Below are 22,860 nucleotides of genomic sequence, written 5' to 3' on the forward strand. Positions count from 1 at the left end.
ATTGCAGTCTTTAACTTTATTGTATATCGTAATTGCTTTATTAATAAGTCTTTTTGTGGCTTATTTTCAGTATTTTTATAAAGCTAAAAATACGGCAAAAGTCACTATTTCACTTTTTTTTTTAAAAGCTTTATCACTTTTTTTGTTGCTTTTATTGCTTATAAACCCAATAATAAAAACAACTACTTATCAAAATACAAAGCCTACACTTTCTGTTTTAGTAGATCATTCTAAATCTATTGAATTTTTTAACGAAGCAGTATCTGTAAAAGATATTGTAAATCAACTAAAAACAAACAATAGTTTAAACGATAAATTTGCGTTAGAAAACTTTGGTTTTGGCGATAATTTACAAGTTACAGATAGTGTTTTTTTTAATGCTAATGAAACCAATATTTATAAGGCTATAAACGGCTTAGATAATTTAAATAAAAGAAAAAATGCACCTATTATTTTAATAACAGATGGTAACCAAACTATTGGTAATGATTATGAATTTATAAGTTCTAACAAAAAAATATATCCCATTGTTGTTGGAGATACCACTATATACAAAGACCTTAAAATAACTCAAGTAAATGTAAATAAGTATAGTTATATTAAAAATAAATTTCCTGTAGAAGTTATTTTAAATTATCAGGGCAAAGAAAGTATAACTACTAAATTTTCTATTTTTAATGGAGCTAAAATTGTTTTTACTAAGAATATTACTTTTTCTAAAGAGGTAAATTCTAAAATTATAACCACAAATTTAACCTCAACTAAAGAAGGTTTAAATTATTATACTGCTTCTTTACAAAAAATAGAAAACGAAAAAAACACTCAAAATAACACCAAAAACTTTTCTGTAGAAGTTATAGACGAGCAAACAAAAATATTAATTGTAACAGCTGTTTTACATCCAGATATTGGCGCAATAAAAAAGGCAATAGAAAGTAATAAACAACGTGCAGTAGATGTTTTTTTGATTAGTGAATTTAAAAATCAAATAAATGATTATCAATTAGTTACAGTATATAACCCAAACAATAAGTTTAATAATTTACTTAATGAAATAAAACAAAATAACAGCAACTTTATTTTGGTTACAGGAACCAATACAGATTGGAATTTCCTAAATAAACAACAACTTGGTTTTTTTAAAAAGCACATCAATCAAACAGAAAATTATGGCGCTAATTACAACAGTAGTTTTTTAACTTTTCTACAAAAGGATATTGGTTTTGATCAATTTGCTCCTTTAGAAGATAAATTTGGCGAAGTAATATTTTCGAAAGATCATCAAAATTTATTAACACAAAAAATAAATGGTATTCAAACAGAACAACCTTTATTATCTGTTTTAAATGTAAATAATCAAAAAATTAGCGTTGTTTTTGGTGAAGGAATTTGGAAATGGAGAGCCAGTAGTTTTTTAAATACCAACTCCTTTCAAGAGTTTGACCAATTTATTGGAAATCTAGTGCAATTTACGGCATCCAATAAAAAAAGAAGTCGTTTAGAGGTAAATACAGATAATTTATATCCAGCCAACTCTAACATTAATATTTCTGCATTTTACACTGATAAAAATTATAAGTTTGATGCTAGAGCATCTATAGAAATTACTATAACAAATACCGCTACAAAAGAAGTTAAGAAGTTGCCTTTATCACTTATAAACAACTCTTATCAAGTTTCTGTAGATAATTTAATTTCTGGTGATTATATCTTTAGTTTAGAGGTTTTAGGGCAAAATATTAAAAAATATGGTAAATTTAAGATATCAGATTACCAAATAGAAGAACAGTTTACGAGTGCGAACAAAAATAAATTACAAAAATTAGCCTCTAAAACAGGAGGAAAGCTGTATTATAAAAACCAAATAGAAAGCTTAATTCAACATCTAATAGAAGATAAAACCTATTTTACAACTCAAAAATCTATAGAAAAAGAACAAAATTTAATTGATTGGAAATGGATTTTATTTTTAGTGGTAGTTCTCTTTACTGCAGAGTGGTTTATCAGAAAATATTTTGGTAAAATCTAATCAACTACTTTAAAAATCCATCTTTTAAAGTGATAAAAGATAGTCTGTAAAATTATGATCATCACCATCATCATTCTGCTACTAACAATATGAGTATTTTTTTTTAAAATAATCGAATTTATTGGTGGTTTTACAGAAAAAAGTTTCGGTTATAATGTATGATTTTATTTACCATTTAAGCGATTTTTTAAACTTTAGAATGCTAGAAAAGAATCTGAAACTATCAAAAAAGATATAAAAGTTGTTATGAATTGTATATTTATTTTAAATCATAGTACATTATAGTTTCATGATTTAGAAGATTGTGTTTATATAGATTGTGTTTCATCAAGTTAATTCGTAAATTTGATAAACTTTAAAATAAAAAAAATGTCAAGAAATCAAGCAGAACTTAATTTTCCAAAAGGTGGTGTCCTTTTTATTATAGCAGCCGTAGTTTTAATTATATTATTTTCTAGATCCACAGTAACTATTGGTCCTGGTGAAGGTGGTGTAGTTTTCGAAAGATTTGGAGATGGTATCAACATAGAAAAAACATATGGAGAAGGTTTTCAAATAGTAGCTCCTTGGAACGAAATGATTGTGCGTAAAGTGCGTCAGCAATCTATTTCAGATGAAATGAATGTTTTATCTGTAAACGGATTAGAAGTAAAGGTGAGTGGTACAGTTTGGTATGAACCAGAATTTTCTAAACTTGGACTTTTAATTAAAACAAAAGGAGAGGATTATGAGCGTGAATTATTAGATCCAGCAATTAATGCAGCTGCAAGAAGTGTTGTAGGGCGCTATACTCCAGAACAATTATATTCTAGTAAAAGAGATGTAATTGAACAAGAAATTTTAGATGAAGTAACAAAACTTTTAGCAGACCAATATTTAATTGTTAAAAGAGTTTTGGTAGAAGATGTAAAATTACCACCAACAATTAGAACCGCAATAGAAACTAAATTAAAGCAAGAACAAGAGTCTTTAGAATATGAGTTTAGATTAGCAAAAGCTAAAAAAGAAGCAGAAAGACAAAAAATTGATGCAGAAGGTAAAGCTGTGGCAAACAAAATTTTAAGTGCTTCTTTAACGGATAAAATTTTACAAGAAAAAGGCATTGAAGCTACTTTAGAGCTTTCTAAATCTCCAAATAGTAAAGTTGTTTTAATTGGTTCAGGTAAATCTGGTATGCCAATTATATTGGGTAACCAATAAAATAAAAAACATATTTTAAAAAAAAATCTAGCTTTTGCTAGATTTTTTTTGGGTACTAAACCATAAAGTGTGTAAGTAAAGTTATTCTGAAATTTTTCTAGGTCAATATTCCTATTGTCCAATGAGGAAAAATTTCGGAGATAACTTTACGATTAAATAATCACTAAATTTATAAACACACTTTTGACACTTTCCTAAAAACTGTGTAAGTTTAAAAATTCAGGGTTAAATGGACACTATCCTAAAAAGCTTCTATTGGTTTGGTTAATAAAAATGTTTCCCAATATAACAAAACTAAATTCTATTGCATTTAGTTTATTATTTGCTCTTATCTCCTTTATTGCTTTAACAATCTACCTTCTGAAGTTTTTATTTGTTTTTTCTGTCATTATTTATTTCTTCATACCTTTTTTTTTAAATTAATTTTTATTTCTTAAACTTAAATACATTTAATTTTATTAACTATTTTATTGTAATCTTTTTTATTGTTTACAAAGTCTAATTCAGATACATCTACAATTAATAAATTTAAATCTTTTTGGCTGGTAATAAAGTTTTTATAACCCTCTTGTATTTTTTTAAGATAAGCAGATTCAATATTTTGCTCATAATTTCTCCCTCTTTTTTTAATATTTTCTAGTAACCTATCTGTGTTTTGATATAAGTAAACGTACAAGTCTGGTTTTGTTATTTCTTTATAAATAAGAGTAAACATTTTTCTATATAAGAGATATTCATCTTCAGATAAAGTTACTTGTGCAAATATTAATGATTTAAATATATAATAATCTGAAACTAAAAAGTTTTTAAATAAGTCAAATTGTGCCAAATCATCGCTCAATTGTTGATATCGATCGGCTAAAAAACTCATTTCCAAAGGAAATGCATAACGTTCTTTGTCTTTGTAAAATTTAGGTAAAAAGGGATTATCTGCAAATCGTTCTAAAACTAGTTTAGAATTAAAATCTTCAGAAATCATTTTTGCTAAGCTGGTTTTTCCGGCACCAATATTACCTTCTATAGCAATATAATTGTATTTTTCTATAATAGGTAAAGGTCTTTTTAACTGTTTTTCTATAGCAGTTATTTCAGAAGCATCTGTACAGTTTAAGAGACAGTTTTTTATACTTTCTTTTTGTATCGGATGATTTATTTGACCAGCTATTTCTGCTAATGGAACAAGTACAAATTTACGTTCTAGCATCTTAGGGTGTGGTACAATTAATGATTCTGATAAAATAATTTCATCATTAAAAAGTAATATGTCTATATCTATATTTCTATTTTGGTATTCTTTTGTTTTTTTTCTTTGTCTTCCTAAGCTCTTCTCAATTTTTAGTAGTGAAGTAATTAATTTTAAAGAGTTTTGCTTTGTGGATACTTGTATGCAAATATTATAAAAATCGTTACCATTAAAGCCCCAAGCGGGTGTTTTGTAGATTGATGATATTTTTTGAATATCACCAACTTCACGATCAATAGTATTGATGGCATTTTGTAGATTTTCAAGTTTGTTTCCTTGATTTGTTCCTAAAGATAAATATGTGGTGTGTTGAATTTTCATAAACAGTTTACAAAGAAAATAAAAGCATTTTATAAATCGGCTATAAAATAACAAAATCGCTAAAATTAATTAGCGATTTTGTTATTAAGAAAAATAGATTATCAACTAAGTGTAAATAAATAATATTTTTAGCCTATTAAAATTCATTTTATATAATATGTTTGCAAGTTATAGAACTTATTTATTACTTAAAATAGTTTTAGAAGCAATTTTAGTCTTGTTCATGTATCTACTCTTTTTGTCAGTAATATTTTTTAATTCTGAATACACAAACAGATATTCTTTTAAATTCTTTTTAGAAGCATATCAAATTATTAACCAGTATATTAAATCGTACAATTATAAAAGACTTCATTCTTCTTTAGGTTATAAATCACCTGTAGAAATGGAATTAATAATGAAAAATAATAAAAACAAAAAAAACTCAGGATTTAATCAATCCTGAGTTTTTGAAACTTACACACTTTATTAGATACTGCCTTTTCTTCTTATTTCAATTCTTTTTTAATTAAAAACTAAACTCTAATCCACCATAAATTCCAAATGGATGACCTGGTCTTAAACCTGCAGGAACTCTAGAAGCTGCATAGGTGTTGTCTAATAAATTAATTACATTTAAGGTGGTACTTAAACGTTTTGTGATAAAATATTTACCAGATAAATCCACAATAAAATTAGCATCCACTCTTTCGTTATCAGGAATATTTCCTGTTCCTGCCAACGTTCTAAATTCTCCATTAAATCGTCCATTTATATTGATTTCAAAATCTTTATGTTCTATAGAAAAAGTGGTATTAAACTGATGTTTTGGTATGTAAGGCAATTCATCACCAGCAGTTACTGCCCCCCAAAAACTATCTGCTCCATTAAAACTATTTTTAAATTCTGTATTTGTAAATGTATATCCAACAGAAATAGGAAAAGAGAATTTTGCATCTGAATTTGAAAAATTATAGTTCAATAATAATTCAATTCCGTTTACATTTACCTCACCAGCATTAAATTGATCTAAAGAACCTGTTCCTCCAGTTGCTGCTAAATCGCTCCCTAAAAGATTTGAATAATCGTTAAAAAAACTAACAAATTCACCTTGTAATTTTCCAAGATTAAAACGTGTTCCTAATTCGTAATTGATGCTTTCTTCTGGGGCTTGACCATCTTGATTTCCAGGAGGCGAAAATCCTTTGTGAACACCACCAAATAAAGAAAAATCGTTATTAAATTTATAATTTGCACCCATTCCTGGTATAAAAACGCCCACTGAATTTTCTCTAGTTGCTAAATTTACACCAGTTCTATTGACATCATTTTTACCAAAATCTTCTCTTTGTAAAGTGATATTTTCATAACGCACACCAGGTGTAAACGTCCAATTATTATATTTTAATTTGTAAGTAATGTAAGATGCAAATGCGTTTGCGCTACTAATTCTATTGGCATCTGTGCCTTCAATCGCATCAGTTGTTAAAGACATAACACCTGTACTAGAAATACTATATTTATCTACCCATTGAAACCTATCTTCTTCATCATAATGATAACGCAAGCCAATTTCTACATCATGAAAAGCATTTCCTTTATACCAATGGTAATCTAGTTTTGTTTGAATTCCTGTTGAGTAGTATTTTCTATTATTTGCTTTTATGCCAATAGCATCAGCAGCAGAATTTACAGAACCATTTACAATGCTAAAATGGTTAGCATAAGTTGACGGATCTTCTAAGATGTCTGCAATTCCTTTTTTTGTTCCATTAAAAGTAACATCATCTAGTTTATACCAGTTTCTAGCAAAATTGTTTTGATAAGCAGTGGTAGTAATTCTAACATTTTTAGAAAAATCTAAACGATGTGTAATCATATATTGAGTATGGTCTGTAACCATTCTATCTTCATTTGAAGAAGCGTATCTAGAAAAAGGGTTGGTATTAAAATCTTGTTCAGATAATCCTAAATAAGTTTCGTTTCCATCTTCATCTGAATATTGAAATTTAAACTCTAATGTCTGTTGTACACTTGCTTTTGGAAATAAATTTACACCAATTTTAGCGACAACATCGTTTTTGTTAAAACCAGTGTTTTTTCCACTTGGTAGGGTTTTAAATCCGTCTGAACCGTAATTTAAATACTCTAATACATAACCAAATTTTTTATTTCTTCCCCCAATTTTTGCATGTAATTGATTCGAATTAAAGCTACCATAACTTGCTCTAACTTTTCCACCAAATTCAGTGGGAATTTGAGCAGAAATCATATTGATAGCTCCACCAGTTGTAAAAGGGCCATATTGAACTTGACTACTTCCTTTTAAAACTTCTACAGCTTCCATTCTTGCAATTGTTGGAAAATAATAAGCAGATGACGCACTATATGGAGCAGGAACAATCAAAACACCATCTTCCATTAAGGTTATTTTAGAACTTCTTTCTGGTGATGTTCCTCGTAAACTAATATTTGGACGTAAACCAAAACCATCTTCTTCGTAAATTGTTACTCCCGGCACACTTCTTAAAGCTCTATTTACATCTGTAAAACTAAATTTTTGTAATTCTTTTGGAGATAAATAATACGCAGCACCTGTTCTGTGTTTGGCTACATATTTATTTCCAAAAATTGTTTTTGTAGAAATAATAATTTCATCTAATTTTTGAATTGAGTCTAAGCTTGTGGTTTCTTTTTTCTTTTTTTGAGCAGATAAAATAACTGTAAATAAGATTGTTATGATTAATATACCTTTTCTCATTTTATTTAGATTAAATATAAATAGATTTTTTTAACGCGGCAAAGATACAACCCAGTTTGTGATTTACAAGTTTTATTTAGAATAAATAAAAATAAATTTTAAAATATCCTGGTTATTAAAACATTACAATGAATTTTTTTTAAATTTAAAAGTTTAAACAATGATTTTTTTAAAAGGTTAACAATATTATTTAAATTGATTTTAAATAAAAGTCAACTAAAATGCTATTTTTTGATTTAGATATGATTATTTAATTTAGTAAAAAATTTTAATTATGTTACAAACCATTGATATTCAACAACAACTAATAAAAGAAAGGAATAAAAAACACCAATCTTTTGATGTTATACAGTGGGTACATCAAGTATTTGATGACATAGATACACAAGAAAAAAGTGTTTTAGAAAGATTGGTACAATCTCCCATAAATAAAACAACCAATACTTTTAACATTGATAGAATAGATGCTAATGCCATTTTTCACATTACTGAAATAAAAAAGATTTGTATCGACTTTAGACTTCGTTTTTTAGATACAAGATATTTTAAAGCAGATTATCCACAAGAAGTTATTGCTAAAATTAATGCTTTAGAAAAAGAGCATCACACAACTTTAGATGGTTTTAAAATAATTGCTCCTTCAAAATTATTCGAACTAAATGAAGCAGATGATCCATTACTATTTGCACCTATGGGCAATGGTTATTATTATTTAATACATAAATGGGGTAAAGATTTACATCCATTAAGAAAAGTAAAATATTGGGCAATTAAAAACGTAGAAAATCTTTTATGGGTAGTTTTATTTACGAGTATCTTTTGTACGTTTCTCACCAAAAATTTATTTTATGGAAACATGAATAATTTTGGGCATATTGCCATTTTATTTCTGTTTTTTGTAAAAGGAATCATTGGTATGTTCTTTTTTTATGGTGTAGCTTCTGGTAAAAATTTTAGTGCTTATTGTTGGACAAGTAAATACAATAAAATATCTTAACCCTAAATGCATATACAATTAAATAATAAGTTGTAAATTTGCATGCAATTATACCTTAATTGCCATATGACAGCACACAACAACAAAATTTTAGGAGAAGGTTTAACGTATGATGACGTTTTATTAGTCCCTGCCTTTTCAGAAGTACTTCCAAGAGAAGTAAACATTCAAACAAAATTCACGAAAAACATCACTATAAATGTACCTATAGCTTCTGCAGCGATGGATACTGTAACAGAATCTGCTTTAGCAATTGCTATTGCAAGAGAAGGGGGGATTGGTGTTTTACATAAAAATATGACAATAGAGCAACAAGCTTTAGAAGTTAGAAAAGTAAAACGTGCAGAATCTGGTATGATTTTAGATCCAGTAACATTGCCGTTAACTGCAACTGTGTTAGATGCTAAAGCAAATATGAAAGAACACAGTATTGGTGGTATACCTATTGTTGATGAAAATGGTGCTTTAAAAGGAATTGTTACCAACAGAGATTTGCGTTTTGAGCACGACAATGCAAGACCCATTGTAGAGGTAATGACTAGTGAAAACTTAGTAACAGCCTCAGTAGGAACTTCTTTAAAAGATGCAGAAAAAATACTTCAAAATCATAAAATAGAAAAACTTTTAATTGTTGATGATCATTATACCTTAAAAGGTTTAATTACCTTTAGAGATATTACTAAGGTTACACAAAAACCAATTGCTAATAAAGATTCTTTTGGTAGATTAAGGGTTGCAGCTGCTTTGGGTGTAACTGGAGATGCTGTAGAAAGAGCAGAAGCTTTGGTAAATGCGGGGGTAGATGCTGTAATTATAGATACAGCTCATGGCCATACAAAAGGCGTGGTTACTGTTTTAAAACAAGTAAAAAGTAAATTTCCAAAACTAGATGTTGTAGTGGGTAATATAGCCACAGCAAGTGCCGCAAAATATTTAGTAGAAGCTGGTGCAGATGCAGTAAAAGTAGGTATAGGTCCAGGTTCTATTTGTACAACAAGAATTGTTGCAGGTGTTGGTTTCCCACAATTTTCTGCAGTTTTAGAGGTAGCTGCTGCTATAAAAGGTAGTGGAGTACCAGTAATTGCAGATGGAGGTATACGTTATACAGGTGATATCCCTAAAGCAATAGCAGCTGGTGCAGACTGTGTAATGTTAGGTTCTCTATTAGCTGGTACCAAAGAATCTCCAGGAGAAACAATTATCTACGAAGGAAGAAAATTTAAATCTTATAGAGGTATGGGCTCAGTAGAAGCAATGAAACAAGGTTCTAAAGATAGGTACTTTCAAGATGTAGAAGCAGATATTAAAAAATTAGTACCTGAAGGTATTGTAGGTAGAGTTCCTTACAAAGGAGATTTATTTGAAAGCATCCATCAGTTTATTGGTGGTTTAAGAGCGGGTATGGGCTATTGTGGTGCCAAAGATGTTGAAACCTTAAAAGAAATAGGTCAATTTGTTAGAATTACAGCAAGTGGAATTAACGAAAGCCATCCACATGATGTGGCAATTACAAAAGAAGCACCAAATTATAGTAGACGATAAACTACAATTTTAAAAATTTAAAAGCTCAAGAATATTTCTCTTGAGCTTTTTTTGTTAACTTTAAACCTAAATCCTTAACATTGTAAAGTCTATTTTATAAAGTAAACGAATTGTTTTTTTTTAAATAACCAACCTAAATAATTATAAGTTTTTAGAGTATCTTTTGTTATTATTTTTCTGTTAACACTTTGTAAGTGGATAGCAGGTGTAATTGGTGCTTTGGTTACTTAAATTATCAATAAGTAGGTCAAATATCTTTGTTAATTATGGTGTAAAAAGTTTTAAAAGATAATTATAAAACTACAAAAACGTTTACAGACTTTTATGAAGATCATCCTATAAAAGAAGAAAATTATAGATAAATTTATGCAATATTGCCTTCTAAATTAAATTACTTTAAGAATTAGACATCGTATTTATTTAATGTTTAATATATTGTTATTCAAATATATAGATACCTCACTACATGTTGGGTATAATATTGCCTATAATTAGCTATGTTAATAAATTGAGTTAAATAGCTATTTTTGGTAGTTGATTATTAATAAAAATCAAAAAAAACAAGAAATGGAAAAAACATTATTTGACAAGGTATGGGATTCTCATGTGGTACGTAGCGTAAAAGACGGGCCAGATGTGTTTTTTATTGATCGTCATTTTATACATGAAGTTACAAGTCCTGTAGCTTTTTTAGGATTAGAAAGTAGAGGAAACAGTGTGGTATATCCAGAGCGCACATTTGCAACTGCAGATCATAACACACCAACTATCAATCAGCATTTACCAGTAGCAGATGCTTTATCTGCCAATCAGTTAGACGCATTAGAAAGAAATGCGGCTAAATATGGTATTTCTCATTGGGGTTTGGGTGATAAAAATAACGGAATTGTACACGTTGTAGGCCCAGAAAACGGAATTACCCTACCTGGTGCAACGATTGTTTGTGGAGATTCACATACATCTACACATGGTGCTTTTGGTGCTATAGCTTTTGGTATTGGTACAAGTGAAGTAGAAATGGTATTATCTACACAGTGTATTATGCAACCAAAACCCAAAAAAATGCGTATTAACGTAAATGGAAAATTAGGTGCAGGTGTAACTCCAAAAGATGTGGCTTTATACATAATTTCTAAACAAACAACTTCTGGAGCTACTGGTTATTTTGTAGAGTATGCAGGAGATGTTTTTAGAGACATGTCTATGGAAGGTCGAATGACGGTTTGTAACCTTTCTATAGAAATGGGTGCAAGAGGAGGTATGATAGCTCCAGATCAAAAAACCTTTGAATATATTAAAGGACGTGCATTAACTCCAAAAGGAGCAGATTGGGACAAAGCCATGAAATATTGGGAAACTTTGCACACAGATGAAAATGCTCAGTTTGATGAAGAATTCAATTATGAAGCTTCAGATATAGAACCAATGATTACTTATGGTACCAATCCAGGAATGGGAATGGGCGTTACAAATTCGATACCAACTGCAGCAAATGTAGAAGGTGGAGCAGAAACCTATAAAAAGTCTTTAGGTTATATGTCTTTTAATGAAGGTGAAGCTATGATTGGAAAACCGATAGATTTTGTATTTTTAGGTTCATGTACCAATGGTAGAATAGAAGATTTTAGAGCTTTTTGTTCTATTGTAGATGGAAGAAAAAAAGCAGACAATGTTACAGCTTGGTTAGTACCAGGATCTCACAAAGTTGTAGATCAAATAAAGGCAGAAGGTTTGGATAAAATTATATCAGATGCAGGTTTCGAGTTAAGAGAACCAGGTTGTTCTGCTTGTTTGGCTATGAATGATGATAAAATTCCAGCAGGAAAATTATCGGTTTCAACATCAAATAGAAATTTTGAAGGAAGACAAGGACCAGGATCTAGAACTTTATTAGCATCTCCTTTAGTAGCAGCAGCATCTGCAGTAGAAGGTGTAGTTACAGACCCAAGAACATTATTAGTATAAACTATAAGCTACAGGCTTAAAACCTATAGCTTATTAAGAATCAAAAAATTGCTTAGAGCATAAAAGCTTAAAGCATAAAGCAAAACAAAATGGCATACGATAAATTTGAAGTATTAACAAGTACAGCATATCCATTACCAATAGAAAATGTAGATACAGATCAAATTATACCTGCTCGTTTCTTAAAAGCAACAGAGCGTAAAGATTTCGATATCAATTTTTTTCGTGATTGGAGATACAATGCAGACGGGACACCAAAAGCAGATTTTCCATTAAACAAAGAAATTTATGCAGGTTCTAAAATCTTAGTAGGAGGTAGAAACTTTGGTTCTGGTTCTTCTAGAGAACACGCAGCTTGGTCTGTGTACGATTTTGGTTTACGTTGCGTTATTTCATCGGCATTTGCAGATATTTTTAAAAATAACTGTTTAAATGTAGGAGTTTTACCAGTGCAAGTTTCTGCAGCATTTGCAGATAAATTGTTTGATGCAATTATGGCAGATCCCAAAACAGAAATCAAAGTAGATTTACCCAATCAAAAAGTAACTTTAGTAGCAACAGGAGAAACAGAATCTTTTGACATAAATACTTATAAGAAAGACAATATGTTAAATGGTTTTGATGATATTGACTATTTAAAAAATATGGAAGAAGAAATTACTAATTTTGCAGAAAGAAGACCTTTCTAAATGCTTTTCTCGAGAAAACGGGAAACCAAAAAAAGATTTTTTTTTCAAATTTGATAGGATGATTCAAAGAAAAATAGAAATAATGGATACGACATTGCGTGATGGAGAACAAACATCAGGCGTGTCTTTTTCAGTTTCTGAAAAATTAACCATTGCAAAACTGCTTCTAGAAGAGTTGCATGTAGATCGTATAGAAATAGCATCTGCAAGAGTTTCTAAAGGTGAACTAGAAGCTGTACAAAAAATTACTTCTTGGGCTTCAGAAAACAATCAATTAAACAAAATTGAGGTTTTAACTTTTGTTGATGGAGGAAAATCTATCAATTGGATGATAGAGGCTGGTGCAAAAGTACAGAACTTGCTAACCAAAGGTTCTTTAAATCACTTAAAACATCAACTTAAAAAAACACCAGAACAGCACTTTGCAGCAATTAAACAAACTATTGAATTAGCTGCAGAAAACAACATTAAAACCAATGTTTATTTAGAAGATTGGTCTAATGGTATGCGCAATTCTAAAGAATATGTGTTTGAGTTTTTAAATTTTTTATCAACACAAAATATAGAACGTATTTTATTACCAGATACTTTAGGCGTTTTAACTCCCAAGGAAACATTTACTTTTATAGAAGAAGTAAAACAAAAATATCCAACAACACATTTTGATTTTCATGGTCATAATGATTATGACTTAGGTGTTGCCAATGTGATGGAAGCTGTTTATGCAGGTATTAACGGCTTACACTTAACCATAAATGGAATGGGAGAACGTGCAGGGAATGCACCTTTAGCAAGTGTTGTAGCTGTAATTAATGATTTTATTAATGGTGTTGAAATTTCTGTAGATGAAACTGCTTTAAACAAAGTTAGTAAGTTGGTAGAAACGTTTTCTGGCTTTAGAATCCCTGTAAATAAACCCGTAGTTGGTGCAAATGTTTTTACACAAACTGCTGGTATTCATGCAGATGGAGATAATAAAAACAATCTTTATTTTAACGATTTAATGCCAGAACGTTTTGGTAGAAAACGTAAATATGCATTAGGTAAAACATCAGGTAAAGCTAATATTCAAAAAAATTTACAAGATTTAGGTATCAGCTTAAATGATGATGAACTAAAGAAAGTTACCCAAAGAATTATAGAACTGGGAGATAAAAAAGAAGTGGTTTCTCAAGACGATTTACCATATATTATTTCTGATGTTTTAGATAGCGATACAATAGAAAAACGCGTAGTTGTAAAAAACTATGTATTGGGTCATGCAAAAGGTATGAAACCTTCCACTACTTTAAAATTAATAGTAGAAGGAGTAGAATACGAGGCTCATGCACAAGGTGATGGGCAATTTGATGCTTTTATGAATGCACTTAGAAAATTGTACAAAACACATAGCAAAAAAGATTTACCAGACTTGGTAGATTATGCCGTTAGAATTCCTCCAGGAAGTCATTCTGATGCTTTGTGTGAAACCATTATTACATGGAAAAAAGAAAAACAAGAATTTATAACACGGGGTTTAGACTCAGATCAAACAGTATCTGCCATTAAAGCCACAGAAAAAATGTTGAATATAATTTAAATTAGTCAATAATCTTTAAACTTTAGTCATCGCTACATTTGACTAAAGTCTAAAGTCTACAAACAATAAAAAAATGAAATTAAATATCGCATTATTAGCAGGAGATGGAATTGGTCCAGAAGTAATAGACCAAGCAGTAAAAGTATCGGATGCTATTGCAAAAAAGTACAATCATGAAATTAATTGGAAACCAGCATTAACAGGTGCAGCTGCTATTGATGCAGTTGGAGAGCCTTATCCAGATGAAACGCACGAAATTTGTGCATCTTCCGATGCCGTTTTATTTGGCGCTATTGGGCATCCACGTTTTGATAATGATCCTTCTGCAAAAGTAAGACCAGAACAAGGTTTGTTAAAAATGCGTAAAAAATTAGGTTTGTTTGCAAATGTAAGACCTACCTTTACGTTTCCATCATTATTAGATAAATCACCTTTAAAAAGAGAACGTATTGAAGGAACTGATTTGGTCTTTTTACGAGAGTTAACTGGAGGTATTTATTTTGGTGAAAAGGGTAGAAGAGAAGAAGGCGAAACCGCTTTTGATAATTGTGTTTACACAAGAGCAGAAGTACAACGTCTAGCAAAAAAAGGTTTTGAGTTGGCTATGACTCGTGGTAAAAAACTATGTTGTGTAGACAAAGCGAATGTTTTAGAAACTTCAAGATTATGGAGAGAAACTGTGCAGGCTATGGAAAAAGATTATCCAGAAGTAGAAGTTTCTTACGAATTTGTAGATGCTGTTGCCATGCGTTTGGTTCAATGGCCAAATAGTTACGATGTATTAATTACAGAAAATTTATTTGGAGATATTTTAACCGATGAAGCATCTGTAATCTCTGGTTCTATGGGCTTAATGCCAAGTGCTTCTTTAGGTGCAGAAATTGGTTTGTTTGAGCCAATTCATGGTTCTTATCCTCAGGCAACAGGTTTAAATATTGCAAATCCTATGGCTACTGTATTATCAGCAGCAATGATGTTCGAAAATTTTGGATTACAAGAAGAGGGGAAAGCAATTAGAGATGCTGTAAACAAAGCTTTAGAAAAAGGGGTTGTAACAGAAGATTTAGCTGATGGACAAAAATCTTACGGCACAAAAGAAGTAGGAGATTGGTTGGCTGAAAACATCTAGTTTTCATAAAAAAAATAAACAGTAAAGGTGCTGTTTTGTAATTTTTTCTTGTTTATTTTTGAAAAAAAAATAATTACATGAAATTACAAAATGCACTTTTTTTTATTGCTTTAATTTTTAGTATTTTTTCTATAAATGCACAAATTAAAGGTAAGGTAGTAGATGCTTTAGATAATTACCCTTTAGAATATGCAAGTGTTGCTATTTATAAAGTTGCTGATAAAAAACTAGTAACAGGTGTTATTACCAATTTAGAAGGTTTTTTTATTATTGATGCAATAAGACCTGGTAATTATTATATTGAAGTTACATTTTTAGGCTATGAAACTAAAGTAATTAAAAGTATACATCCAAAAAGTAAAGGAGCATTAATAAACCTAGATACTATTAAACTTGTTCTAGGCTCAGCAAATCAATTAAACGAAGTTGTTTTAAGAGCAGAAAAACAAACGGTTTCTCATAAAATTGATAGGCAAGTTTTTGACACCCAAAAATATCAAACTACAGTTGGTGGAAATGCCGTTGATGTAGTACGTAATTTACCATCTGTAACAATTAATGGTTTGGGTGAAATTAGTGTAAGAGGAAGTAAAGGTTTTACAGTTTTAATAAACGAAAAACCTACACAAGGTGATGCAAGTACTATTTTAGCACAATTACCAGCCAATGCTATAGAAAAAATCGAATTAATTACAGCTCCGTCAGCAAAATATGATCCAGAGGGAAAAGGAGGTATTTTAAACATTATTACAAAAAAAGGAGCTATAGATGGAACTTTTGCTCAAATAAATTTGCGAGGTGGATTTCCATCTATAGAAGATTACGATACCCAAGTTGCTGCAAAGCGTTTTGGTATTGATGCAACAATTAATAAAAGAACAGGTAAATGGAATCTGTCTTTTGGTGCAAGTTACCAAAGAAATGACAAAACTGGTAGAAGAGAAGGAGATATGTTTATCATTAATACTCCAGAGAATACAACCTCTTTTTTGCCTTCTGATGGTGAGCGTAGTTTTGATGAGATTACCTACAATGGTCGTTTTAATGTTGATTTTACTCCAGATGATAAGAATAACTTTTCAATAGGGTTCTTTGCAGGAAAAAGAACTAAAGATCGTTTAGCCGATATTGTCTATAATAATTATGCAGTTTCTCCAATAAATAGTAACAATCGCTTGTATAAGCTTACCTATTTTAATCATAATTTAAGAACTAGAAAAGGAGATTTTGCATTGGGTAGTTTTGATTATAGTCATAAATTTAACAATGACTCAAAATTATCAACTTCAATTTTATATGAATATACTTTTTTAGGTGGGCCAACAGAGAACGATAATTTAGGTTTTCCTGATAATGCGATTGTGTATCAAAGAGAATTTAATACTAATGATAATCCTTTGCATGGAAATCGCTTTAATTTAGATTATCAATGGAAACCATTTTCTTTTGGGATTTTAGAAACAGGATATCAATTTAGAAATTTAGAGCATACAGGTAAATTTGTATACGAAAGAGATGAGAATTTAGTGCCAGAGTTTTCTAGTGATGTAAGCTTAAAAAGAGTAATCCATTCTGGATATGCACAACTTTCTGGAGCAAAAAATAAATGGAGCTATAATGCTGGTGTACGTTTAGAGTCAATGGATAGAGAATATAAAGAAACATTGCGAAGTGATGGAATAGAAAATGTTTACAATTTAGATTTTGTAAAGTTATTTCCTTCAGCATCCTTACAATATAAAATTAATGATAAAACAAATATTAAAACTGCATATAGCAAAAGAGTAGAAAGAACTACAACTTTTAAAATGAATAGTTTTGCAGAACGTGAGCATTCAGAGGTTTTTGAACAAGGTGATAATACTTTACAACCAGAATTTATTGATTTAATTGAACTAGGTATCACTAAAAAATTAAACGGTGGAAATTCAATTTATGCAACAGGGTATTTTAGACATGTAAAGAACGTTATTAATAGAGTAAATACTTTAGCGTATCAATCTAATGGTGCTGTAATCGATAGCATTATTAATAGAGTCTATTCTAATGTTGGAAATAGTAATTCAATAGGTTTAGAAGTAGGAGCTACAATAAAAGCATCAAAAAATTGGACAAACTTTATTGGTGTAAATGCTTATAATTATGATATTGATGGCGTTTTAAATTTTAAACATAGAGATGGTGTTGAACGTAATTATAATATTGATACCAATTCCACAATTTATTCTATAAATTTAAATACTACTTATAATTTTGGGCAAAATGCTTCTGTGCAGTTCACATTTAATTACTTGTCTGATAGGGTTACAGCTATAGGTGAAGATTCTCGATTTTATTCACCAAACCTAACGTTTCGAAAAAAGTTTATGGAAAATCGATTGACGGCTACTTTGCAGTGGCAGAATATAGATATGGGGCTATTTAAAACAAATGAACAACGCATTACCACCTCAAGTGCTAATCAGTTTTATACCACAACAAATTATGTGTATGAAGTTGATATGATTACCTTAAACTTATCTTACACGTTTAACGCTGCTAAAAATAAATCGAAGTTTATTGATAGTGAATTTGGTAAAAGAGAGTTTTAATTACAAATTGTAAAACTCCATACTCTCAATAATCAATTCTTCAGCAACTTTACAGTCTAATTTAAAATTTTCGTAATCGTTTAAAAGTACAAAATTTACTTGTCCGTTTACGTTTTTCTTATCATGCTTAAGTAGTTCTATAATAGCAACAAAATCTTCTTTTAAAAGATTTATTTTATCGTAAATAGCTAGAACTACTTCTTTTACTTCTGCAACTTTTTCTGCAGGAAAACCTAATAATCTAGAAGACATATAACTTTCGCAAACCATCCCAATTGCAATAGCTTCTCCATGTGTTAAGTTTTCTTTGTTTTCAGACTCTAAGTAAAAAGACTCTATCGCGTGTCCTAAAGTATGACCAAAATTTAAAATTTTACGTATGTTTTTTTCTTTGGGGTCTTCTAAAACAACTTCGTTTTTTATCTCAATAGATCTAAATATTAAATCTTTGATATGTAGCTCTTTATTTTGTTTTATCTCATTAAATAGTTTAATATCGTAAGTAACACCGTATTTAATAATTTCAGCCATTCCAGATTTTATTTCTCTAGGCGTAACTGTTTCTAAATAAGCAGCATCTACCAATACCATTTCTGGGTTTGCAAACAAACCAATTTGATTTTTCAACACCCCTAAATCTACACCTGTTTTTCCACCTACAGAAGCATCTACCATAGATAATAAAGTGGTTGGTACATTTACAAAATCAATTCCTCGTTTAAAACAAGAAGCCACAAAGCCACCTAAATCTGTTATAACACCACCACCTAAAGTAATTAAGAGACTTTTTCTATCACCACCTAATTCTGTAATAGCATTCCAAACACCAATACAAGTTTCTAGATTTTTATTAATTTCTCCAGACTCAATTTCTATTATTTCAATCCTGTTTTCTGCACTAAAATTTCTTATAAATTTAGGATAACAATGCTCAAAAGTATTCTCATCAACCAAAATAAAAATAGTTGAGTAGTTGTTTTTAGTTACTAAAGTAGACAATTCTTTATACGCTTTGTCTTGAAAATGAACAGGATAACTTATTGCTTTTATAGATTTCATCATAAAAATATTGAAAGTGCAAATTAACTAGAAATTATTGAATTATTTATACTCTTCAACTATCTTTGTTTTAAATTTTGATAGCTTCAAATGAATTTTTTTAATAACACACAAGTTGCTTTTGCACTAAAAACAGACTCTCAGCTAGAAAGAGCCTATTTTTTGTTTAAAATGATTCAAAACCAACCCTTAGTTAGAATTGGTAGTGCAGTAACAAATTTTGCTTTAAAAGCACATTTACCTATAGAAGGTTTAATTAGAACAACGGTGTTTGATCACTTTTGTGGCGGTGTTACCGAAGAAGACTGTATGCCAATTATAGAAAACATGTACAACAATGGCAATGTACATAGTGTTTTAGATTATTCTGTAGAAGGTAAAGACAAAGAAACAAGTTTTGATGAAGCTTTAGAGAAGGTTTTAAAAATTGTAAATTTTTGCGCAGAAAAAAAATCCATTCCATTTGCGGTTTTTAAACCCACAGGTTTTGGGCGATTTGCATTGTATCAAAAAATTACTGAAAGCAACCAATTATCAACAGAAGAAAAAAAAGAATGGGCTAGAGTAGAAGCGCGTTATCACAAAGTATGTAAAGTAGCATTAGAGAAAGATGTACCCTTATTAATTGATGCAGAAGAAAGTTGGATGCAAGATGCAGCAGATCAATTAATAGAGCAATTAATGGAAACTTACAACCAAGAAAAAGCCATAGTTTTTAATACTTTACAAATGTATAGGCATGATAGACTTGCCTATTTAAAAAAACTGCACAAAAAAGCTCTCCAAAAAGGGTTTCATATCGGTATAAAAGTGGTAAGAGGTGCTTATATGGAAAAAGAAAGAGAAAGAGCCGAAGAAAAAGGGTACCCATCACCAATTTGCGAACACAAACAAGCTACAGATATTAATTTCAATGAAGCTGTAAAATACATGATGGAACACAAAAATATGGCTATTTTTATAGGAACACATAATGAAAAAAGCTCTTATTTAGGTATGGAATTAGCAGACAAATACAAAATTAGTAAAAACGATGCAAGACTTTGGTTTGGGCAACTATTTGGTATGAGCGATCATATAAGTTACAACCTTGCAAACCAGCAATACAATGTTGCAAAATACTTACCTTTTGGGCCAGTAAGAGATGTTATGCCTTATCTAATTAGACGTGCAGAAGAAAACACTTCAGTTGCAGGGCAAACAAGTAGAGAGTTAAACCTGTTAAAAGCAGAAAGAAAACGTAGAAAATTATAATGCAAACTGTAGAAGAAATAAAACAGTTACTTCATAGAAATAAACTGAGGTTACATCAAGAGTTGTTACAAAGCAAAGAAGCTTACCATTTAATTAAAAAATCTACACACTCGCATTTAACAGAAGAAGAAAAGCAAAAAATTAAAATTCAACTGTTAGATATTTGCAAAGCCATACCCGCTTTTACGGTTTTTATGCTTCCAGGAGGCGCATTATTACTACCCTTATTAATCAAATTAATACCAGATATTTTACCATCTGCCTTTCAAGAAGATCCAGAAACAGATAACAAATAAAATAATTTGGGCGTTCCCTTTCAGGTCGCGTTTTTCATTGCAAGTCCTCGTTCGTAACCTCACTGTGGGCTTTCCATTACAATCGCTAACGCACTTATCTAGAAGCTTTTTGCTAACATCAAAGTAAAAGAAACTCTATAAAAACCTGTTTTTAAGGCATTAAAAAAGCACAACGTAAAAATAATTAGCTATTTTTCGTATAATTCGTGTCTAAACAACTACTTTTGCACGAAATTTAAGAAAGCACAAATGCAATCAATAAGAAACATCGCAATTATTGCCCACGTAGACCATGGTAAAACTACTTTGGTAGACAAAATTATAGATCAAGCAAAAATTTTAGACGATCGTAAAGAACGTACAGATTTATTGTTAGATAATAACGATTTAGAAAGAGAAAGAGGAATTACCATTCTTTCTAAAAACGTATCTGTAAATTACAAAGATGTAAAAATTAATGTAATAGATACACCAGGTCACGCCGATTTTGGAGGAGAAGTAGAACGTGTATTAAAAATGGCAGATGGTGTTTTGTTATTGGTAGATGCTTTTGAAGGCCCAATGCCACAAACTCGTTTTGTATTAGGTAAAGCGATAGAATTAGGTTTAACACCAATTGTGGTTGTAAATAAAGTAGACAAAGAAAACTGTACACCAGATTTAGTACACGAAAAAGTGTTCGACTTAATGTTTGCTTTAGAAGCCTCAGAAGAACAACTAGATTTTACAACCATTTATGGTTCAGCAAAAAATGGTTGGATGTCTACAGATTGGCAAGAACCAACAGACAATATTATTCCTTTATTAGATGCTGTTTTAGAAGCTATTCCAGAAGCACCTTATAGAGAAGGTTCTCCACAAATGCAAATTACCTCTTTAGACTTTTCTGCTTTTACAGGTAGAATTGCAATTGGACGTGTATTTAGAGGAGATTTAGAAATAGCAAAAGACTATATGCTTATAAAAGCAGATGGTTCTACCAAAAAAGTAAGAATTAAAGAATTGCACGTTTTTGAAGGAATGGGTAAAGCTTCTGTAGAAAAAGTAAGAAGTGGAGACATTTGTGCAATAACAGGTATAGAAGGTTTTGAAATTGGTGATACCATTGCAGATTTAGAAAACCCAGAAGCCTTACCAAGAATAGAAGTTGATCAACCTACAATGAGTATGTTGTTTACCATTAACAACTCGCCATTTTTTGGTAAAGAAGGTAAGTTTGTAACATCTCGTCATTTACGTGACAGATTGTTTAAAGAAATGGAAAAAAACTTAGCTTTAAGAGTAGATACTACAGATTCTGAAGATAAATTTAACGTTTTTGGACGTGGAGTTTTACACTTATCCGTTTTAATAGAAACCATGCGTAGAGAAGGTTACGAGTTACAAGTGGGAAGACCACAAGTAATTATTAAAGAAATAGATGGTGTAAAATCAGAACCTTACGAAACACTTTCTATAGACGTACCAGAAGATGTTGCCTCTAAAGCAATTAACTTAGTTTCTTTACGAAAAGGAGACTTGTTAATTATGGAACCAAAAGGAGATTTACAACATTTAGAATTTACAATTCCTTCTAGAGGATTAATTGGTTTACGTAATAAAATCTTAACTGCAACAGCTGGTCAAGCAATTATAAACCACCGATTTTCAGAATACGGCCCTTATAAAGGCGATTTCTCTGAAGAAATAAAAGGAGCTATTGTATCATCTGCAGCAGGTAAAGCAACAGCTTATGCAATTGATAGATTACAAGACAGAGGTCGTTTCTTTATAGATCCTAATCAAGATATTTACATTGGTCAGGTTGTGGGAGAAAACGCAAAGTCTGATGATATGGGTGTAAACCTTATCAAAGGTAAAAAATTAACCAACGTTCGTTCTTCAGGTACAGATGATAGTGTAAAAATTGCACCAAAAATCGATTTCTCTTTAGAAGAATGTATGGAGTATATTAAAGCAGACGAGTATTTAGAAGTAACTCCAGAAAGCTTACGTATGCGTAAAATTAATTACAGACCATAATTTTAGTTAAATTATATAAACAAAAAAAGCTCGAGAATTTATTTTCTTGAGCTTTTTTTTGTTCCATTAACATATTTCTAAAATAGTCAAATTTTAATTTGTTAAATATAAATTAAAAAATTTATATTTTTTTAAGAAGCTAAAGGATAATATCTTGAATATTTCAAATCAAAAATTAACAAAAACAACAATTTTGATAAATAT

16 protein-coding genes and 1 pseudogene are annotated in these 22,860 nt (G+C 30.1%); 14 read left to right on the plus strand and 3 right to left on the minus strand.

Annotated elements, in window-relative coordinates; genetic code table 11:
• The first annotated feature begins 1 nt into the window (after position 1).
• Entirely contained in the window at positions 2-2,029 is a 2,028-nt protein-coding gene (locus tag Q0662_RS02060; RefSeq protein ID WP_298946688.1) for a VWA domain-containing protein, read from the plus strand.
• A 369-nt stretch (positions 2,030-2,398) separates the two neighbouring features.
• Positions 2,399-3,229 carry a prohibitin family protein gene (locus tag Q0662_RS02065; RefSeq protein ID WP_298946690.1) on the plus strand — a complete coding sequence of 277 codons (831 nt, stop codon included), beginning with the start codon at positions 2,399-2,401 and terminating at the stop codon, positions 3,227-3,229.
• Between the two features lie 439 nt (positions 3,230-3,668).
• Here Q0662_RS02065 and folK read toward each other — a convergent pair whose 3' ends face one another.
• Positions 3,669-4,793 carry a 2-amino-4-hydroxy-6-hydroxymethyldihydropteridine diphosphokinase gene (gene folK / locus Q0662_RS02070; RefSeq protein WP_298946692.1) on the minus strand — a complete coding sequence of 375 codons (1,125 nt, stop codon included), beginning with the start codon at positions 4,791-4,793 and terminating at the stop codon, positions 3,669-3,671.
• A 223-nt stretch (positions 4,794-5,016) separates the two neighbouring features.
• Here folK and Q0662_RS11990 point away from each other — a divergent pair, with 223 nt between their 5' ends.
• On the plus strand, positions 5,017-5,238 hold the full coding sequence (locus tag Q0662_RS11990; protein ID WP_367181278.1) for an integrase core domain-containing protein: 222 nt from the start codon (positions 5,017-5,019) through the stop codon (positions 5,236-5,238).
• A 63-nt stretch (positions 5,239-5,301) separates the two neighbouring features.
• Here the strand turns inward: Q0662_RS11990 and Q0662_RS02075 are convergent, their stop codons facing one another.
• On the minus strand, positions 5,302-7,533 hold the full coding sequence (locus tag Q0662_RS02075) for a TonB-dependent receptor (RefSeq protein ID WP_298946694.1): 2,232 nt from the start codon (positions 7,531-7,533) through the stop codon (positions 5,302-5,304).
• 274 nt (positions 7,534-7,807) lie between these two features.
• Here Q0662_RS02075 and Q0662_RS02080 point away from each other — a divergent pair, with 274 nt between their 5' ends.
• The 8 genes and pseudogenes from Q0662_RS02080 to Q0662_RS02115 all read left to right on the plus strand — a co-directional run bounded on the left by Q0662_RS02080 (position 7,808) and on the right by Q0662_RS02115 (position 18,025).
• Positions 7,808-8,530, plus strand: coding sequence for a hypothetical protein (locus Q0662_RS02080; RefSeq protein ID WP_298946697.1), 723 nt, complete (start codon positions 7,808-7,810; stop codon positions 8,528-8,530).
• A 66-nt stretch (positions 8,531-8,596) separates the two neighbouring features.
• Positions 8,597-10,072, plus strand: a complete 1,476-nt coding sequence (gene guaB, locus Q0662_RS02085; protein WP_298946699.1) for an IMP dehydrogenase — start codon at positions 8,597-8,599, stop codon at positions 10,070-10,072.
• Positions 10,073-10,231: 159 nt separating this feature from the next.
• Positions 10,232-10,303, plus strand: a pseudogene (locus tag Q0662_RS02090) (YqaE/Pmp3 family membrane protein); the annotation flags it as partial.
• 336 nt (positions 10,304-10,639) lie between these two features.
• Complete coding sequence (leuC, locus tag Q0662_RS02095) at positions 10,640-12,037, plus strand: 3-isopropylmalate dehydratase large subunit (RefSeq protein WP_298946702.1); 1,398 nt, start codon at positions 10,640-10,642, stop codon at positions 12,035-12,037.
• Between the two features lie 89 nt (positions 12,038-12,126).
• A complete protein-coding gene (leuD, locus tag Q0662_RS02100) occupies positions 12,127-12,726 on the plus strand; it encodes a 3-isopropylmalate dehydratase small subunit (protein WP_298946704.1) in 600 nt (199 codons plus the stop codon).
• A 58-nt stretch (positions 12,727-12,784) separates the two neighbouring features.
• A complete protein-coding gene (locus Q0662_RS02105) occupies positions 12,785-14,305 on the plus strand; it encodes an alpha-isopropylmalate synthase regulatory domain-containing protein (RefSeq protein WP_298946709.1) in 1,521 nt (506 codons plus the stop codon).
• A 73-nt stretch (positions 14,306-14,378) separates the two neighbouring features.
• The gene (leuB, locus tag Q0662_RS02110) at positions 14,379-15,434 is read left to right on the plus strand and encodes a 3-isopropylmalate dehydrogenase (protein WP_298946711.1); all 1,056 of its coding nucleotides are present in this window, start codon (positions 14,379-14,381) and stop codon (positions 15,432-15,434) included.
• A gap of 77 nt (positions 15,435-15,511) precedes the next feature.
• Positions 15,512-18,025, plus strand: coding sequence for an outer membrane beta-barrel protein (locus Q0662_RS02115; protein ID WP_298946713.1), 2,514 nt, complete (start codon positions 15,512-15,514; stop codon positions 18,023-18,025).
• Here Q0662_RS02115 and aroB read toward each other — a convergent pair whose 3' ends face one another.
• Complete coding sequence (aroB, locus tag Q0662_RS02120) at positions 18,026-19,084, minus strand: 3-dehydroquinate synthase (protein WP_298947030.1); 1,059 nt, start codon at positions 19,082-19,084, stop codon at positions 18,026-18,028.
• 90 nt (positions 19,085-19,174) lie between these two features.
• Here aroB and Q0662_RS02125 point away from each other — a divergent pair, with 90 nt between their 5' ends.
• The 3 genes from Q0662_RS02125 to typA all read left to right on the plus strand — a co-directional run bounded on the left by Q0662_RS02125 (position 19,175) and on the right by typA (position 22,656).
• Entirely contained in the window at positions 19,175-20,338 is a 1,164-nt protein-coding gene (locus Q0662_RS02125) for a proline dehydrogenase family protein (RefSeq protein ID WP_298946716.1), read from the plus strand.
• Positions 20,338-20,634, plus strand: a complete 297-nt coding sequence (locus Q0662_RS02130) for an LETM1 domain-containing protein (protein WP_298946718.1) — start codon at positions 20,338-20,340, stop codon at positions 20,632-20,634. The genes Q0662_RS02125 and Q0662_RS02130 overlap by 1 nt, the downstream gene beginning before the upstream one ends.
• 249 nt (positions 20,635-20,883) lie before the next feature.
• Positions 20,884-22,656, plus strand: coding sequence for a translational GTPase TypA (gene typA, locus Q0662_RS02135; RefSeq protein ID WP_298946720.1), 1,773 nt, complete (start codon positions 20,884-20,886; stop codon positions 22,654-22,656).
• Positions 22,657-22,860 lie beyond the last annotated feature (204 nt).

Origin of the sequence: uncultured Polaribacter sp. (assembly GCF_947503855.1) — a bacterium.
Lineage (GTDB): Bacteria > Bacteroidota > Bacteroidia > Flavobacteriales > Flavobacteriaceae > Polaribacter.